Consider the following 17,420-nt stretch of genomic DNA (forward strand, 5'->3'; position numbering starts at 1 on the left):
CAATTTCAGTCTCAAAATTCAAAATCAATTGGAAAATCTGAGAATCAGCAGTAAATAAATTATCTTTACCGCATGATTTTAGTTACAGGAGGAACCGGTTTAGTGGGTGCGCATCTTTTGCTTTATTTGGTGGAGCAAGGAGAAAATGTACGTGCAATGTATCGATCTACTACGTCCATAGAAAAAACCAAAAATTTATTTTCGCTTTACAACAAGTTTCATTTATTCGAAAAAATAGAATGGATGGAAGCGGATATACTTGACATCCCGTCTTTGGAAAATGCCTTTCAAAATATTGAATTCGTATACCACTGTGCGGCTTTAATTTCTTTTGATCCAAAAGACGAAGAAACCATTCGCAAAACTAACATTGAAGGCACCGCCAACATTGTTAATTTTTGCTTGGCTTACAAGATCAAAAAAATGCTATTTGTGAGTTCGATCGCCGCTTTGGGAGATCTAAATGCAACCGAAACTACAATTTCTGAAACCACTGAATGGAATCCCGAAAAACCGCATAGCGATTATGCCATTTCAAAATATGGCGCCGAAATGGAAGTATGGCGAGGCCAACAAGAAGGGTTAAACGTACTCATAGTAAATCCTGGAGTTATTCTAGGACCTGGTTTCCCAGAACAAGGAAGTGGCGCTTTATTTTCGGCTGTTGCCAAAGGATTGTCTTTTTACACGCTGGGAACTACCGGATTTATCGCGGTTACCGATGTAGTCGAAACGAGTATCCAATTAATGAAAAGTGAGATCCAAAACGAACGATTTACTTTAATTGAGAGCAACTATTCGTTTCAAGAGATACTGAATTGTATCGCTGATAGCTTGAACGTTAGACGTCCTAAATGGCATGCTAGCCCCTTTTTAGTGAATGTGTTTTGGAAACTGGATTGGTTTATATCTACTTTTTTCTTCCAAAAAAGAAAATTATCTCGCGCTAGTGCTAAAGCTTCGTATTCAAAAACTGAATATACTAACGCAAAAATACTATCGACGATCACTCTCGAATTTAAATCAGTCAAAGAATATATCCAATTTATTGCTACCCTATAATTTGAATGTAACACATAAAAAAAAGCCTCTCAATTTCTTGAGAGGCTTTATGTTGGTCTACTAGGACTCGAACCTAGAAAGACTGCACCAAAAACAGTTGTGTTACCATTACACCATAGACCAGCAGTGCTGTTAAGCGAGTGCAAATTTAATACAAATTTTATTTTTCGCAAACTTTTGGATTGTTTTTATCAAAAAACTTTTGGGATCATCATAAGGCATTCAGAAACCAACTAATAACCAAATCATTACTTCCCTTTTTTGTATGATAGAATTTTTTGTTAATGCTCGTCTCATTACACAAAAAAACATTTTCTTTGCAACATAAAATAAATACCCGATTTTAATCATGAATAAGGCCGATTTCAATTTTAATAAATGGAACACTATTTTAGGTTGGTTTGCATTTGCAATAGCGTTAGTAACCTACACCCTAACTGTTGAACCAACGATGAGTTTTTGGGATTGTGGCGAATACATTGCTACAGCTGCCAAACTAGAAGTAGGCCACCCTCCTGGAGCGCCTTTGTTCCAAATGATTGGAGCATTTTTCGCCATGTTTGCGATCGATAATGAGCACATCGCTTTGATGGTCAATATGACATCAGTAGTATCTAGTGCCTTTACCATTTTATTTTTATTTTGGTCGTCTAACCTGATTTTGAAGAAAATCATCGGTTCGTATAATGAAATCAATACAGATAATTCGATCGTTATTCTAGGAAGTTCATTTGTTGGCGCATTAGCGTTTACTTTTTCAGATAGTTTTTGGTACAATGCCGTTGAGGCCGAGGTATATGCGATGGCTTCGTTACTAATCGCACTATTACTTTGGTTAGGCTTGCGTTGGGAACAAGAAATGAATACCCCAAGAGGGGATAAATGGCTGCTAATTATTTCATTGGTCATTGGGCTTTCATTCGGAGTGCATTTTATGGCTTTATTGACCATTCCTGCGATTGGATTTTTATATTTTTTCAAAAATTATAAAACGGTTACCGTTAAAAATTTCATCATTGCGAATGTAGTTGTGGTTTCTATTTTGTTGTTTATCTTCAAGATGTTATTGCCTTTAACCATGGCTTTCTTTGGTAAAACCGAAATTTTCATGGTGAATGAAATGGGATTACCTTTCAACTCCGGAACCTTGTTTGTAAGTCTTTTGCTAGTAGCTTTCTTCTATTTTGGATTGCGTTACACCAAACAAAAAGGATTGGTATTTTACAACACTATTATCCTTTGCACCCTGTTTATTTTAATAGGATTTTCCACTTGGATGATGTTGCCTATTCGTGCCAATGCCAATACGGTTATTAACGAAAATAAACCGTCGGATGCTGCCGAAGTTCTGGCTTATTACAACAGAGAACAATATGGCGTGAACCCGCTTTTTTATGGGCCACAATTTACAGAAGCCTTTGCAGGTTTAGATAAAGACAAACCGTATTTAGACAAAGCGCCTAATTACGAAAGAAATTACACCACTGGCAAATACGAGATTACCAATAATTTCAAAAATGCAGAGCAAAACAGTGATGACAACCACAAAACGATCTTGCCAAGATTATGGAGTGCCGATCATGTAGAAAATTACATCAACTTCACTAATCCGCCCGAGTTTAAAATCAATTACGATTATCCTTTTGAAGAGGATTTGGCGAAATACGGTATCGAAGCAAGTCAATTAAGCGAAGAAGATTATAACAAAGCGATTGCTCAACTTAAAGGCGAAATTGAAAAAGTAGTACTCGAATTCAGACAAGCCTATGCTCAAAAAGAAATTGACAACGAAGGCTATGTGGCTTTTTTGAAAAACTACGGCGATTATTTAATTGTGGAAAAACCAACTACTTTAGATAATTTCCAATTCATGTTTGAATACCAATTTGGGTATATGTACTGGAGGTATTTAATGTGGAATTTTGTAGGTCGTCAAAACGACATTCAAGGTAGATACGACAATTTGAATGGAAACTGGATTAGTGGGATTCCGTTTATGGATAGCTTACACTTAGGTTCTCAAGACAATTTACCAACCGATGTTTTGAAAAACAAAGGGCGTAACACTTATTTCTTCTTGCCATTTATCTTAGGTTTGATTGGATTAATGTACCATGCCAGTAAAGACCGTAAAAGTTTTTACGTGTTGCTTTCCTTATTCTTATTTACGGGAATTGCCTTGAAAATTTACTTGAACGAACGACCTTTTGAACCACGTGAACGCGATTATGCCTTAGTAGGATCGTTTTATGTTTTTGCGATTTGGATTGGCTTTGGGGTGTATTCATTATACGAAAGTGCCAAAAAACATTTGGCTCCAAAAATTGCGGGACCTGTTTTAATTGCCGGAAGTTTATTAGCTGCTCCTGTGCTTATGGGATTCCAAAATTGGGATGACCATGATCGTTCTGATAAATATACTGCGGTGGCAATGGCAAAAGCGTATTTGAGTTCGTGTGACAAAAACGCGATCTTATTTACCATTGGGGATAATGATACTTTCCCATTGTGGTATGCGCAAGAAATTGAGAATTTCAGAACCGATGTGAAAATTGTCAATACCAGTTTGTTTATGACGGATTGGTACATTGACCAAATGAAAATGAAAAGTTACGAATCAGAGGCGCTTCCTATTTCGTTTAAGCATAATGAATACGTAGGAGACAAATTAGATTATGTGGCTCATATTCCAAAAATAGAAACCCGTTGGGATGTAAAAGATTTTATAGCTTTTATTAAAAATCCTAAATCAACTGTGGAAATGCAAAATGGACAAATCATCCATTTTTATCCAACGAATAAAATTAGAATCCCTATTGACAAAAACACCATTATCAAAAACAAAGTGGTTAGTCCTCGATACAATGATTCTATCGTTTCGGCTATAGAAATTGATATTAAAGGAAGTGCTATTTATAAAAACAGATTAATGATGTTAGACATTGTAACCAATAATAATTGGAAACGTCCGATCTATTTTAGTGGAGGTGCTTTTGACAACGAAGATTATCTTTGGATGAAAGAATTCCTTCAATTAGAAGGAATGGTTTACAAATTAGTACCTGTTAGAACGCAACTTCCAAAAGGGGCTAGCCAAATCGATATGGGTCAAATCGATACTGATATTATGTTTGACAAAGTAATGCAATGGGATTGGGGCAATAGTGAAAGTCTTTCTATCTATCACGATCCTGAAACACGAAGAAACAGTATCACCTACCGCATGAATTTATCTCGTTTGATGAGTAAACTTATTGCAGAGGGTAAAATGGACAAGGCTAAAAAAGTAATTGATTTAGCAATGACTAAAATGCCTGTAGATCAATTTGAATACTACTCCTTGGTAGATCCTTTTGCAAAAGGATATTATGATGTGGGCGAAAAGGCTAAAGCACAACAGCTATTAACGCAATTGATTGGGAAATACACTGAAAATTTAAATTACTACAGTCATCTGTCTTCGTCTGAACAAGTCGATATTGCCATTGAAATTGTAACTGATATTGAACGTTACCGCGGTTTATTAGAAATCATGAAGGAAAGTGGAGATACTTCTTTTTACGAAAAATCGAAAAAGACATTCAACAATTACATCAGTATTTTTGAACGCTTTGGCAGAGAAAAGGAATAAGAAAATAAACCGAAACGAAATAAAAAATGCAGTACTCATCGTACTGCATTTTTTATTTTTTTAGTTTATGCCCTGCTATTGAATCTTTCGTTTTTTTAGCAAGTTCCTTAATTTTTTTAAGTTTCGCTATTTGGATTTTATTCTTTTTTTGTTCCAATTTAATAAGAGCATTAACTCGTTTCTTTTCGTTTGTAACTCGCTTTACTACTGCTTCAAACATAATTTTATAGTTTTTATAATCCGCAGCGTAATAGACATTATTTTGCGCTAATTGTAGACTATCAATTTTATATTTTTTGTAAATAAATTGTTTGGGGCGAATTTGATTAGAGTCTAAAACCGTAGGACTTTGGTATTTGATTGCCTCTAAAAGGGCTAAGTCATACATGATATTCATCATCTTCGATTTTTCAATAAGAGTATCTGGTTTTTTAACCAAGTCCTCTTTACAGCCCAAAAGGGTTAAAATCGCTATTAATGAAATACTCTTTTTCATCCTATTTATCTATTGAATAGTAATCGTTTTCCAGCTCGAATATCTTTAACCTTAAAAGCATTATAAACCAACTGTCCATTTACAAAAGTATGGGTAATTCTTGATTTAAAAGTATATCCTTCAAAAGGAGACCAACCACATTTAGCTAAAATATTTTCTTTTTTAACGCTCCAAGGCAAGCCCGCATTTACGATTACTAAATCGGCATAATACCCTTCTTTAATAAAACCGCGTTTTTCAATTTTGAAGATCTTGGCCGGATTGTGGCACATTTTTTCTACAATCTTTTCTACACTAATTTTGCCTTGATGAAAAGCTTCGAACAATGCTACCACTGCATGTTGAACTAATGGCCCACCAGATGGTGCATTTAAATACGATTGTTGCTTTTCTTCTAAAGTATGCGGTGCATGATCAGTTGCAATAACATCAATCCTGTCGTCTAACAATGCTTTCCAAAGCGCTTCTTTATCAGTAGCCGTTTTCACAGCAGGATTCCACTTGATAAAATTACCTTTAGTAGCATAATCCTCATTAGTAAACCACAAATGATGTACACATACCTCCGCCGTAATTTTTTTGTCTTCCAATGGAATTTTATTGGTAAACAAATCCATTTCTTTGGCCGTTGACAAGTGAAAAATATGCAGTCTTGCTCCCGTTTTTTTGGCTAACGCAATCGCTTTTGAAGACGAAAGATAACAGGCCTCGGTGCTTCGAATTAAATGATGCGCAGTAACTGGAACCTCTTCTCCGTATTCTTCTTTGTATTGTGCTAAATTATTTTTAATTGTAGTTTCATCTTCACAATGCACCGCAATCAACATCGGCGTACTTGAAAATATTCTCTCTAATACAGCTTCATTATCTACAAGCATATTTCCGGTAGACGAACCTAAAAAGATTTTAATTCCGGCTACATTTTTCGGATTGGTTTTTAACACTTCATCCAAATTGTCATTTGTAGCTCCCATCATAAACGAATAATTCGCAAATGAATTTTGAGATGCTATTTGGTATTTTTCCTCAAGAATTTCTTGAGTGACAGCATTAGGTACTGTATTGGGTTGTTCAATAAAAGAAGTAATCCCTCCTGCAACTGCGGCTCTAGATTCAGATTCAATATCTCCTTTGTGCGTTAAACCTGGCTCTCTAAAGTGTACTTGATCATCAATTGCTCCTGGAATTAAATAGTTGCCTTCAGCATCTACAATTTTACAGTCGGCAGATTTAGCACTAATCTTTTCGGCGATTTCAACAATTAAGTCGTCCTCAATTAAAACATCCCCTTCAAAAATACTTCCCTCGTTTACTATTTTGGCATTCTTAATTAAAACCCTATTCATTCTATCTTTTTCTTATAATGTGTTGACTAATCTTTTTAATCGAAGTGCAATAACGCCAAATACGGCTTCTACAATAATAGAATTGCTCATTTTTGATTGCCCTTTAGTGCGATCTGTAAATATAATTGGCACTTCCGATATTTTGAAATTTTTACAAAAAGTACGGTATTTCATTTCAATTTGAAAGGCATAGCCTACAAATTTGATCTGGTCCAAATGAATGCTTTCTAACACTTGTCTTTTGTAACATACAAAGCCAGCGGTCGCATCGTGAATTTTCATACCCGTTATAAAACGAACATAAACAGAGGCAAAATAAGAGAGCAATACGCGGCTTAATGGCCAGTTCACCACATTAACACCCGTAACATAACGAGAACCAATTGCTAAATCTGCATCGCCAAGATGACACGCATTGTATAATTTCTCTAAATCAGCTGGATTATGAGAAAAATCTGCATCCATCTCAAATATGTAATTGTATTTATTTTCTAATGCCCATTTAAAACCATGAACATAGGCAGTTCCTAAACCTGCTTTTTTGGCTCTTTTTTCTAAAAACAAACGATCCGAAAACTCTGATTGCAAAGCGATTACTTTGTCAGCAGTATGATCTGGCGAATTGTCATCGATAATCAGAACATGAAAAAACTTGTGCTGAGACAGCACCGTTCTAATAATGCTTTCAACGTTCTCAATTTCGTTATAGGTAGGAATTATAACTAGGCAATCATTCATAATTTTGAGTAATTTCAGTGCAAAAGTAAGCTTTTTATGCCATTTGAATCATAATAAAATTATAATAAAAAGCAATGAAATAAAAAATTAGTAATTTTGCGACACTATGAATGAATTTGTACTTCATCCCCGATTAACTGACAACTCTGACTGGGTAACCCTCCTGTTTTTGATTTGTTTTGCAACCATTGCAGTTACTAAATCAGTTTTCGAAAATCGATTCGGTGATTTTGCCAACTTACTTTTTTCAGACAAATACATAAAAGTATATCGGGAGAGTAGTAATATAAAAAATGGTTTTACCATAGCTTTGTTTTTTGTTCAGGTCATTTCTTTTGCCTTTTTCATTCAACTCTCCTTACATATTTATGGCTTTGGAGCCAAAGAAGATTGGATGCAATACATTCAAATTGCAAACTTTTTACTTTTTTTTATTTTGTCAAAAGTGCTAATTGAAAAAATAATAGCAACCGCCTTTCATATAGAAGAGTTCGTAGAACAATTCAATCATCAAAAAGTAACCTATCGAACTTATATTGGACTTATCTTACTTCCAATTAATATGTTATTTTTCTATTATGAAAACATAAACACAGTGTTTCCAACGCTTATTATCGCAATCGTAATAGCTGCAAACCTAGTGACTTACGTGGTTTCTGTTAAAAATTATCAAAATTTAATATTCAGCAAGTTGTTTTATTTTATTTTGTATCTTTGCGCTCTTGAAATAGCCCCTTACTATTTCATGTATTATTGGTTTACAAAAGGAGTCGCATAGTAAAAGTTATAGTATGAAAGTGAAAACAATTTTGGTGTCGCAACCAGAGCCTAAAGTGGAGAATTCTCCTTACTTTGAGCTGCAACAAAAGCATAAAGTAAAAATTGATTTCAGACCTTTTATTCATGTAGAAGGAGTTAATGCAAAAGAAATTAGACTGCAAAAAATTGACCTGAATAATTACAGCGCCATTATTTTGACTAGTAAAAATGCCGTAGATCACTTTTTTAGAGTGGCTGAAGAAATGCGTTATAAAGTTCCTGAAGGATTGAAATATTTTTGTCAGTCTGAAGCTATTGCGTTCTATCTTCAAAAATACGTGGTGTACAGAAAACGTAAAATCTATGTAGGACCAAAAGATTTTGCAGATTTATCTCCGTTGATTAAAAAATACAAAGACGAAAAATTCTTGTTGCCAGCTTCCGATCAATTGAACGCAGACATTCCGGTTACCCTAAACGGTTTGAAAGTGGATTGGACACCTGCTACGTTTTATAAAACCGTAATGAGTGATTTGTCTGATTTAGCTGATGTGTATTATGATGTATTGGCTTTCTTTAGTCCAACGGGAATCAAATCACTATTTAAAAATTTCCCTGATTTCCAACAAAACGATACGCGTATTGCTGTTTTTGGAAGCACTACTCAAAAAGAAGCGTTGGATCACGGATTACGCATTGACATCATGGCCCCAACTCCTGGAACCCCATCCATGACAATGGCATTAGAAAAATATGTTGCCGAGGCCAACAAAGGAAAATAAAATTGCTTTAGAACACACTATATAAACCATCCTTTCGGATGGTTTTTTTATTAGCCAAAATGTAGCAAAATGAATTATTTCGTTTATTTTTTCTACTTTTGGTTTCTAAATAAAACTAAAACTTCCATTTTAGTTACAATATTCAATTATGAAAATCAATTCCCTTCAAGTAGAAATAGACGGAATCGACAAAGAAATTTTGCGCGATTTAATGGACGATGCTCGAAAACCCATTCTACAAATTGCCAATAAAATTGGAATTTCAGGAGCTGCTATTCACCAACGTTTACGAAAATTAGAACAATCTGGCGTGATTTCTGGTTCTAAGTTCACCGTCAATCACAAAGTATTGGGGTACAACACCATGGCTTTTGTAGGGATTTATTTAGACAAAGCTGCCCGAAATTCAGAGGCTGTGCGTGACTTGAAAAAAATTCCAGAAGTTTTGGAATGTCATTATACTACAGGAAATTGGTCTATTTTGATTAAGATCATTTGTTTGGACAACGAGCATTTGATGCATTTACTGAATACAAAAATTCAAGCCATAGAAGGTGTTTCCAGAACCGAAACCTTCATTTCATTAGACCAACAAATAGACCGACAAATCCAATTGTAGGTTATTAGTTTATGAGTTGATTTGCTTATTTGACAAATAAAAAATCTCTGTTCCAAAACTTCGAAACAGAGATTCATATAAAATTAAAAAAATACCTACCCTACTAAATTGATAATTTTTCCAGGTACAATTATTACTTTGTTTGGTGTTCTTCCGTCTAATTGACGCAAGGTGCGTTCGTCTTTCATGACAATTTCCTCAATTTGTTCCTTGGTTAAATCCAAAGGCAATGCCAAAGTGAAACGCATTTTTCCGTTAAAAGAAACCGGATATTCTTTACTGCTTTCTACCAAATGTGCTGCTTCAAATTTTGGAAAGGCCACAGTAGCAATTGAATTGGAGTGACCTAACAAAGACCACAACTCTTCTGCAATATGGGGAGCATAGGGCGAAATTATAATCGCCAAGGGTTCTAGAATCGCTCTTTCATGACAATTTTGTGTTGACAATTCATTGACACAAATCATAAACTGTGAAACCGATGTATTGAATGAGAAACTCTCAATATCTTCAGCTACTTTTTTAATCGTTTTGTGTAGTGATTTTAAATTGTCTTTAGTAGGTTCGTTATTGGTAACCACCAATCCGTTGTCATCAAAATACAAACGACATAATTTTTTCAAGAAACCAAAAACACCTGAAATACCGGCTGTATTCCAAGGTTTGGCTTGTTCTAATGGACCTAAAAACATTTCGTACAAACGCAAGGTATCGGCACCGTACTCAGCACAAATTAAATCGGGCGTAACGACATTGTATTTGGATTTGGACATTTTTTCGATCTCGCGACCTACTATGTATTTACCATTTTCTTCGGTTATAAATTGAGCATTAGCATACTCTTCTCTCCAGTTTTTGAAAGCGTCAATATCCAATTCGTCCGAACTATTGATCAAATTCACATCAACGTGTAACGGTTGTACATTTTGATCTTTCACTTGATTTTTAGAAACATAGGTGTTGGTTCCGTCTAAACGATACACAAACGCACTCATTCCTAAAATCATTCCTTGATTAATCAGTTTTTTGAAAGGCTCTTCGGTAGGTGCAAAACCTTTGTCTTTTAAAAATTTGTTCCAAAAACGAGAATACAATAAATGGCCTGTAGCGTGTTCGCTTCCGCCAATATACAAATCAACACTTTCCCAATATTTCAAAGCCTCTTGACTTGCAAATTCGTTTTCATTTTGCGCATCCATATAACGCATCCAATACCATGAACTTCCTGCCCAACCTGGCATAGTGTTCAATTCTAAAGGAAAAATTGTTTTATGATCAATCAACTGATTACTAACCACTGAACACTGAACACTGTCCCAAGCCCAAGTAGTCGCATTCCCTAAAGGCGGTAAACCATCTTCGGTAGGTAAATATTTTTCTACTTCTGGTAAAATGATAGGCAAATGTTGGGCGGCAATCATCTGAGGCAATCCATTCACATAATAGACTGGAAATGGTTCTCCCCAATAACGCTGACGAGAGAAAACAGCATCACGCAAACGGTAATTCGTTTTTCCTTTTCCTTGTCCTATTTTTTCTAAAGCTTCAATGACTTTTTTTGTTCCTTCTTTGTACCCCAAGCCATTTAAAAAGTCCGAATCAATTAATTCAAATCCGCCTTTATCTCCATAAGCTGCTTCGGAAATGTCTTTGTTGAAAATATTTTTAATAGCTGGCATTCCATTTTGACCTTTAAAGAAATTGGCAAACGCATAATCTCTTTCGTCTCCACAAGGCACTGCCATCACCGCACCGGTTCCGTATCCTGCCAACACATAATCGCCTATCCAAACCGGAATTGGTTCTTTGGTAAAAGGATGTTCCGCATAGGCTCCTGTAAAAACACCTGAAATGGTTTTAACATCTGCCATACGCTCGCGTTCAGAGCGTTTGGATGTTTTTTCTATATAATCTGCAACCGCTTGTTTTTGATCGGCAGTTGTAATTTGTGCAACTAATTCGTGTTCTGGAGCCAAAGTCATAAACGTTACTCCAAAAATAGTATCAGGACGAGTGGTGAATACTTCAATAGATTGTTTCGTTTCGCTCCCAACGACCTTAAATGAAACCATGGCCCCAACTGATTTTCCAATCCAATTGCGCTGACTTTCTTTAATACTTTCGGTCCAATCAATAGTGTCCAAACCTTGCAACAAACGTTCCGCGTAAGCCGAAATTCGCATGCTCCATTGCGTCATTTTTTTACGAATTACTGGAAAACCACCACGCTCAGAAACTCCATTTACAATTTCGTCATTAGCCAAAACAGTTCCCAATCCTGGACACCAGTTGACTTCGGTTTCTGCCAAGTAGGTTAAACGGTAGTGCAATAGTATTTTTTGTTGTTCTTCTGATGAAAAAGCATTCCATTCTGAAGCCGTAAAAGTGCCGATGTTATCATCGCAAACGGCATTGACAGCAATATTCCCTTCTTTTTCGAACAAGGCAATTAAAGTGGCAATATCTTCTGCTTTGTCTGAATTTTTATTGTACCAAGAATTAAATAGTTGGATAAAAATCCATTGCGTATGTTTGTAATAATCGGGGTTGGAAGTACGTACTTCGCGGCTCCAATCAAATGAAAATCCAATTTTATCCAACTGCTTTCTGTACCCTGCAATTTGGTTTCCTTCTTTATCCACCCCGCCATCAATATTGACCGAAGTTGTGTCTTCTGGACGTTGCCCCGTTTGAATGGCGTATTGCTCTGCCGGTAATCCAAAACTATCATAGCCCATTGGATGCAAAACATTAAATCCTTGGTGCCTTTTGTATCTTGAGTACACATCCGAAGCAATGTACCCCAACGGATGCCCAACATGTAAGCCCGCTCCTGATGGATAAGGAAACATATCTAACACATAATGTTTGGGTTTATCAGCATTATTTTGCGCTGCAAAAGTGTGATTTTCTGCCCAATACTTTTGCCATTTCGCTTCAATTTCGTTCGGATTGTATTTCATTGTATCGTATTTGTCTCAGCCAATATTCTGGCTAAAAATGAGTTGTTTTGTAAAATAAAATTGTAAAAAGCTGTATCAACTTTTTCAATTTCAGCTGCCAAATTTACGTTTATTGTACGAAAGTTAAAACTTTGAACGATATTAACTTTAAATAAAGAAATTCTTTATTATTTTTACCCCATAATTTTCACAAACTATGAGTTCTTCTTACGATAAATTTCAAAAACGCCGTTTAATTTCCTCCTATTTTTCAGTTGTATTAAGTGTATTCTTAGTGCTGTTTTTATTAGGAATGTTGGGGCTTTTTATAATCAATTCTAAAAAATTAGCCGACGATTTTAGAGAAAATATTGCCATGACTGTATTTTTCAAAAACGAGGCAAACGATACCATTATCAAATCCTTTGATGCCGAATTAAAAAAAGCGCCTTTTGCCAAAACTTTCGAATACGTTTCAAAAGATGCCGCGGCGAAACAACATACCGATATTATCGGAGAAGATTTTGTGACATTTTTAGGCGAAAATCCATTACAAAATTCTTTCGATATTCACTTGAAAGCTGATTATGTGTACAGAGATAGCATTGCAAAAGTAGAAAGTCAATTGCGCAAAAATCCGATGATTTCTGATATCGTTTACGACAAACAATTAGTGAATTTAGTGAATGACAATATTAAAAAAGTCAGCATGTGGATTTTAATCATCAGCGGATTTTTTACCATTATTGCTGTACTACTTATCAATAGTTCGTTGCGTTTGTCTATTCATTCCAATCGTTTTATCATCAAAACCATGCAAATGGTAGGTGCTACCAAAGCGTTTATTAGAAAGCCATTTGTGTTACGAAGTGTGCGTCTTGGAATGATCGGTGCCGGATTAGCAATTCTAGCTTTAATTGGCGTGTTGATCTATTTGGAAAGCAATTTCCCAGACCTAGGACTTCTTGATGATCAACTGCTGATTGCCTTAGTGCTGATCTCAGTGTTTGCCCTTGGAGTATTGATTACATGGTTGAGTACTTATTTTGCAACACAACGTTTCTTGAATCTACGTACAGACGATTTGTATTAATTTAGAGAAACCTTCATCCCTCACAATTTTATATGAAAAATAAAAACGAAAACCCACAAGAATTTCTTTTTGACAAAGTCAATTACAAAATTTTACTCATCGGTATTGCTGTAATTGCTTTGGGTTTTATTCTTATGTCAGGTGGTGGAAGCGATGATCCAAACGTTTTTAATGAAGATGTTTTTAGTTTTAGACGCATTCGTTTAGCGCCAACTACCGTTTTAATAGGTTTTGGAATTACTATTTATGCTATTTTGAAAAATCCAAAAAAAGCGTAAATGAATTCGTTTCAAGCTATTTTAATTGCAATTATTGAAGGTTTAACCGAATACCTTCCTGTTTCATCTACAGCGCATATGGTATTTATGAGTTCCTATTTTGGAATTCAAGAAGACGATTTTGTAAAGCTATTTCAGGTGTCTATTCAATTTGGAGCTATTTTGGCCGTAGTGGCGTTGTATTGGAAAAAATTCTTTGATTTTTCTAAATTTAGTTTTTTTATCAAATTAGCTTGTGCGGTAATTCCAGCTCTAATTTTAGGTAAATTATTCGATGATGCTATTGAAGCAGTTTTAGGAAATCCTATTCCAATAGCTATTGTGCTGATTGTAGGTGGAATTGTATTACTTTTTATCGATTCCAAATTTCAGAAACCAACGATTCTTAAAGAAGAAGACATCACAATAAAAAAGGCGGTAACCATTGGTTTTTGGCAATGTTTGGCCATGATGCCCGGAACTAGTCGTTCAGCGGCTTCTATAATTGGCGGAATGCAACAAGGTTTAAGTCGTCATGCTGCTGCCGAATTCTCGTTCTTTTTAGCAGTTCCTACTATGCTTGCAGTCACTTGTTATTCGGTTTTTTTAAAAACATACGAAGCTTCTCAAATGAAAGGCTACGAATTAATTTTAAAATCAGACGAACACATTCAATTGTTCCTTTTGGGTAATGTGGTGGCTTTTGTTGTGGCCATTTTGGCTATCAAATTCTTTATTGAAATTATCAAACAATATGGTTTTAAACCATGGGGTTGGTATCGAATTGTTGTTGGAACATTCCTATTACTGTATTTTTCATTTTTAAAATAATCCTTTGAAAACAGCTGAAGAGGTATTAAACGGTCAAGTCATGCTTATTGACAAACCCCTGACATGGTCTTCGTTTCAAGCGGTGAACAAGTTAAAATATAGTATCAAGCGCCGTTTTGATTTGCCTAAAAAATTTAAAATTGGTCATGCCGGAACTTTAGACCCATTGGCTTCTGGATTATTAATTATTTGTACCGGGAAATTCACCAAAAAAATTACAGAGATTCAGGCACAGCCAAAAGAATATACCGGTACCTTTTTCATTGGAGCCACAACTCCTTCCTATGATCTAGAAACCGAAATTGACCAAACGTATCCAATCACTCATATTGATGACGTATTAATTCATCAAACTGTGGTACAATTTTTAGGTGAAATTGATCAAAAACCACCGGTTTTTTCGGCTATAAAAAAAGATGGCGTTCGTTTGTACGAACATGCTCGAGCTGGTGTTGAAGTCGAAATTACTTCTCGAAAAACAACTATTTACGAGTTTGAAATTACGCGAATTGCTTTGCCAGAAATTGACTTCAGAGTCGTGTGTAGCAAAGGAACCTATATTCGATCGCTAGCCTATGACTTTGGAAAAGCCATGCAATCCGGTTCGCATTTAACGGCATTGCGCCGAACAAAAATTGGCGATTACAAGGTAGAAAATGCTTTAACTCCAGAAGAGTTTGAAAAAGTTATTCTAAATTCTGAAGCAGCTGAATAATTTCATTCTGCGTACCCATCCCTTTATCGTGTAAATACCATAATTGCAAATTAGCTTTAGCCGTTTCGTCAATTCTTCCAAATTCATCCTTATAATCTTCAATCAGTTTAATCGCGCCTTGAGGTCTTGGACCCCAATCTCCTACTACTGATCCCGTTTCTTTGTCAATGACTATTAGTTTTGGAATGGCTTTGCTTTTATTGGTTAGAAAATGATTCATTAGCGTTTCATTTTCATCACGCAATACCAATTTCATTTCGATCTCGCCATTAGATTCTATTTCCATTTTATGGAGAATTGGCAAAATTTGTGCGGCATCTCCACACCAACTTTCGGTAAGTACAAGCCAAATATACCTTTTAGTTAATGACTTTAACTTAGCGCTATTCTCATCAGTAATGTGCATCGTTTTATCCAATCGTCGCATTCTAGATTCATTCAACTCGCTGTAATGTGTTCGTTCTTGGGTTTGTTCTACAGCAGTCGATTTACCCTCTTTCAACAAATCAGCCATTAATTTTCTGTATTCTAAATACGAATGACTTTGAAACAAAGCCTGAGCAATAAAGGTTTTCATAATTCAATTTTTTATACCACCGAAGGTAACTTTATAAAGTTAGTGAGAAAGTGACATTTATTACCAACATCTACCACATCCTTTCAAATAATTTTTAAAACACTATTTCAAAAAATCAGAATATAACTATATTTGCAGCAAATAACTCAACGAACTCATGAAATACAATAGAATTCTTCTGAAATTAAGTGGCGAAGCTTTAATGGGCGATTTAAATTACGGAATTGACCCGAAAAGATTAGCAGAATATGCTGACGAAATCAAACAAATTCATGATAAAGGGGTGGAAATTGCCATTGTAATTGGAGGTGGAAATATCTTTAGAGGCGTTGCTGGAGTGAGTTCAGGAATGGATCGCGTTCAAGGCGATTATATGGGAATGTTAGCAACCGTAATTAACGGAATGGCTTTGCAAGGCGCTTTGGAAGACAAAGGAATGAAAACGCGTTTGCAAACTGCTTTAAAAATGGAATCTATTGCAGAGCCGTATATCAAAAGAAGAGCGGTTCGTCACTTGGAAAAAGGAAGAATTGTAATCTTTGGAGCGGGAACTGGAAATCCTTATTTTACAACAGATACTGCCGCAGTATTACGTGGAATTGAAGTCAATGCCGATGTGATTTTAAAAGGAACTCGTGTGGATGGAGTGTATGATTGCGATCCAGAGAAAAATGCGAGTGCTGTTAAATTTGATTACATCTCTTTTGAAGATGTGTTGAGCAAAGGATTGAATGTAATGGATACTACAGCTTTTACTTTGAGTCAGGAAAATGAATTACCAATTGTAGTTTTTGATATGAACAAAGAAGGCAACCTAGTCAAAATTTGCGAAGGCCAAAACATAGGAACTGTGGTTACTATTTAAAACAAAACAGAATTAACTTATTCGATAATTAGTCCAAAAGGTTCTAAAAATCTGAAAATCTAAATAATCTGAAAAATGACTGAAGAAATTGAATTTATATTAGATAGTACCAAAGAATCTATGGAAGGTTCTATAGAGCATTTAGGAAAAGCTTTTGTGAATATCCGTGCTGGAAAGGCTTCTCCAGCCATGTTAGGAAGTGTATTTGTAGACTATTATGGTTCGGCTACACCGCTATCGCAAGTATCTAAAATCAGTATTCCTGACGCAAGAACGATTACGTTACAGCCTTTCGAAAAAAACATGTTACAAGCTATTGAAAAAGCAATCATGATTGCTAATTTAGGCTTTAATCCAATGAACAACGGGGATGTAGTAATTATTAGCGTACCGCCTTTAACTGAAGAAAGACGTCGCGAATTAGCAAAACAAGCCAAAGCAGAAGCAGAAGATGCTAAGATTGGAGTTAGAAATGCACGTAAAGATGCCAATACCGATATCAAAAAATTAGAAAAAGACGGAACTTCTGAAGACATTTGTAAAAGCGCTGAAGACGAGGTTCAGAACTTAACTAATGCTTACATCAAAAAAATCGACGAACTTCTTGCAGAAAAAGAAGTAGAAATTATGAAAGTGTAAAGTTCGCCTATATATAAAATTAAAATCCGTTTGAGTTGTCAGGCGGATTTTTTTTATCTGTACTTTTG

The 17,420-nt window shown here is 35.4% G+C and carries 16 protein-coding genes and 1 tRNA gene; 11 read left to right on the forward strand and 6 right to left on the reverse strand.

Annotated elements, in window-relative coordinates:
- Nucleotides 1-72: 72 nt before the first annotated feature.
- Nucleotides 73-1,062, forward strand: a complete 990-nt coding sequence (locus tag LPC21_RS01700; protein WP_229317768.1) for an NAD-dependent epimerase/dehydratase family protein — start codon at nucleotides 73-75, stop codon at nucleotides 1,060-1,062.
- Nucleotides 1,063-1,114: 52 nt separating this feature from the next.
- Here LPC21_RS01700 and LPC21_RS01705 read toward each other — a convergent pair.
- A tRNA-Gln gene (locus LPC21_RS01705) sits at nucleotides 1,115-1,185 on the reverse strand.
- Between the two features lie 226 nt (nucleotides 1,186-1,411).
- Between LPC21_RS01705 and LPC21_RS01710 the strand changes: the two genes are divergently transcribed.
- Nucleotides 1,412-4,693: a glycosyltransferase family 117 protein gene (locus LPC21_RS01710; protein ID WP_229317769.1), complete on the forward strand. Its 3,282-nt coding sequence runs from the start codon at nucleotides 1,412-1,414 to the stop codon at nucleotides 4,691-4,693.
- Between the two features lie 52 nt (nucleotides 4,694-4,745).
- Here the strand turns inward: LPC21_RS01710 and LPC21_RS01715 are convergent, their stop codons facing one another.
- Genes LPC21_RS01715 through LPC21_RS01725 form a run of 3 tightly spaced genes read right to left on the reverse strand, consistent with a single transcriptional unit; the run spans nucleotide 4,746 to nucleotide 7,273 of the window.
- Entirely contained in the window at nucleotides 4,746-5,189 is a 444-nt protein-coding gene (locus LPC21_RS01715; protein ID WP_229317770.1) for a DUF4296 domain-containing protein, read from the reverse strand.
- A gap of 5 nt (nucleotides 5,190-5,194) precedes the next feature.
- Nucleotides 5,195-6,535 carry a dihydroorotase gene (locus LPC21_RS01720; protein WP_229317773.1) on the reverse strand — a complete coding sequence of 447 codons (1,341 nt, stop codon included), beginning with the start codon at nucleotides 6,533-6,535 and terminating at the stop codon, nucleotides 5,195-5,197.
- 12 nt (nucleotides 6,536-6,547) lie between these two features.
- Nucleotides 6,548-7,273, reverse strand: a complete 726-nt coding sequence (locus tag LPC21_RS01725) for a polyprenol monophosphomannose synthase (RefSeq protein WP_229317774.1) — start codon at nucleotides 7,271-7,273, stop codon at nucleotides 6,548-6,550.
- Nucleotides 7,274-7,379: 106 nt separating this feature from the next.
- Between LPC21_RS01725 and LPC21_RS01730 the strand changes: the two genes are divergently transcribed.
- The 3 genes from LPC21_RS01730 (at nucleotide 7,380) to LPC21_RS01740 (ending at nucleotide 9,433) form a co-directional block, all read left to right on the forward strand.
- On the forward strand, nucleotides 7,380-8,051 hold the full coding sequence (locus LPC21_RS01730) for a DUF4271 domain-containing protein (protein WP_229317776.1): 672 nt from the start codon (nucleotides 7,380-7,382) through the stop codon (nucleotides 8,049-8,051).
- A gap of 13 nt (nucleotides 8,052-8,064) precedes the next feature.
- Nucleotides 8,065-8,814, forward strand: a complete 750-nt coding sequence (locus LPC21_RS01735) for a uroporphyrinogen-III synthase (RefSeq protein WP_229317778.1) — start codon at nucleotides 8,065-8,067, stop codon at nucleotides 8,812-8,814.
- Nucleotides 8,815-8,962: 148 nt separating this feature from the next.
- Nucleotides 8,963-9,433: an Lrp/AsnC family transcriptional regulator gene (locus LPC21_RS01740; protein ID WP_229317780.1), complete on the forward strand. Its 471-nt coding sequence runs from the start codon at nucleotides 8,963-8,965 to the stop codon at nucleotides 9,431-9,433.
- A 95-nt stretch (nucleotides 9,434-9,528) separates the two neighbouring features.
- Here LPC21_RS01740 and leuS read toward each other — a convergent pair whose 3' ends face one another.
- Nucleotides 9,529-12,396 (reverse strand): leucine--tRNA ligase, encoded by a 2,868-nt coding sequence (gene leuS / locus LPC21_RS01745; protein ID WP_229317781.1) that lies wholly within the window; start codon nucleotides 12,394-12,396, stop codon nucleotides 9,529-9,531.
- 196 nt (nucleotides 12,397-12,592) lie between these two features.
- On the opposite strand from leuS, the gene LPC21_RS01750 reads away from it, so the two are divergent.
- Genes LPC21_RS01750 through truB form a run of 4 tightly spaced genes read left to right on the forward strand, consistent with a single transcriptional unit; the run spans nucleotide 12,593 to nucleotide 15,271 of the window.
- Nucleotides 12,593-13,468: a cell division protein FtsX gene (locus LPC21_RS01750; RefSeq protein ID WP_229317783.1), complete on the forward strand. Its 876-nt coding sequence runs from the start codon at nucleotides 12,593-12,595 to the stop codon at nucleotides 13,466-13,468.
- A gap of 32 nt (nucleotides 13,469-13,500) precedes the next feature.
- Nucleotides 13,501-13,746, forward strand: coding sequence for a DUF3098 domain-containing protein (locus tag LPC21_RS01755; protein ID WP_229317785.1), 246 nt, complete (start codon nucleotides 13,501-13,503; stop codon nucleotides 13,744-13,746).
- Nucleotides 13,747-14,556: an undecaprenyl-diphosphate phosphatase gene (locus tag LPC21_RS01760; protein ID WP_229317786.1), complete on the forward strand. Its 810-nt coding sequence runs from the start codon at nucleotides 13,747-13,749 to the stop codon at nucleotides 14,554-14,556.
- 40 nt (nucleotides 14,557-14,596) lie between these two features.
- On the forward strand, nucleotides 14,597-15,271 hold the full coding sequence (truB, locus tag LPC21_RS01765; RefSeq protein ID WP_229318518.1) for a tRNA pseudouridine(55) synthase TruB: 675 nt from the start codon (nucleotides 14,597-14,599) through the stop codon (nucleotides 15,269-15,271).
- Here the strand turns inward: truB and LPC21_RS01770 are convergent.
- On the reverse strand, nucleotides 15,243-15,848 hold the full coding sequence (locus LPC21_RS01770) for a thioredoxin family protein (RefSeq protein WP_229317788.1): 606 nt from the start codon (nucleotides 15,846-15,848) through the stop codon (nucleotides 15,243-15,245). The genes truB and LPC21_RS01770 overlap by 29 nt on opposite strands.
- A 157-nt stretch (nucleotides 15,849-16,005) precedes the next feature.
- On the opposite strand from LPC21_RS01770, the gene pyrH reads away from it, so the two are divergent.
- Nucleotides 16,006-16,713: a UMP kinase gene (gene pyrH / locus LPC21_RS01775; protein WP_229317790.1), complete on the forward strand. Its 708-nt coding sequence runs from the start codon at nucleotides 16,006-16,008 to the stop codon at nucleotides 16,711-16,713.
- Nucleotides 16,714-16,788: 75 nt separating this feature from the next.
- Nucleotides 16,789-17,352: a ribosome recycling factor gene (gene frr / locus LPC21_RS01780; protein ID WP_229317792.1), complete on the forward strand. Its 564-nt coding sequence runs from the start codon at nucleotides 16,789-16,791 to the stop codon at nucleotides 17,350-17,352.
- Nucleotides 17,353-17,420: the final 68 nt, after the last annotated feature.

Source organism: Flavobacterium ammoniigenes (genome assembly GCF_020886055.1).
Taxonomy (GTDB): domain Bacteria; phylum Bacteroidota; class Bacteroidia; order Flavobacteriales; family Flavobacteriaceae; genus Flavobacterium; species Flavobacterium ammoniigenes.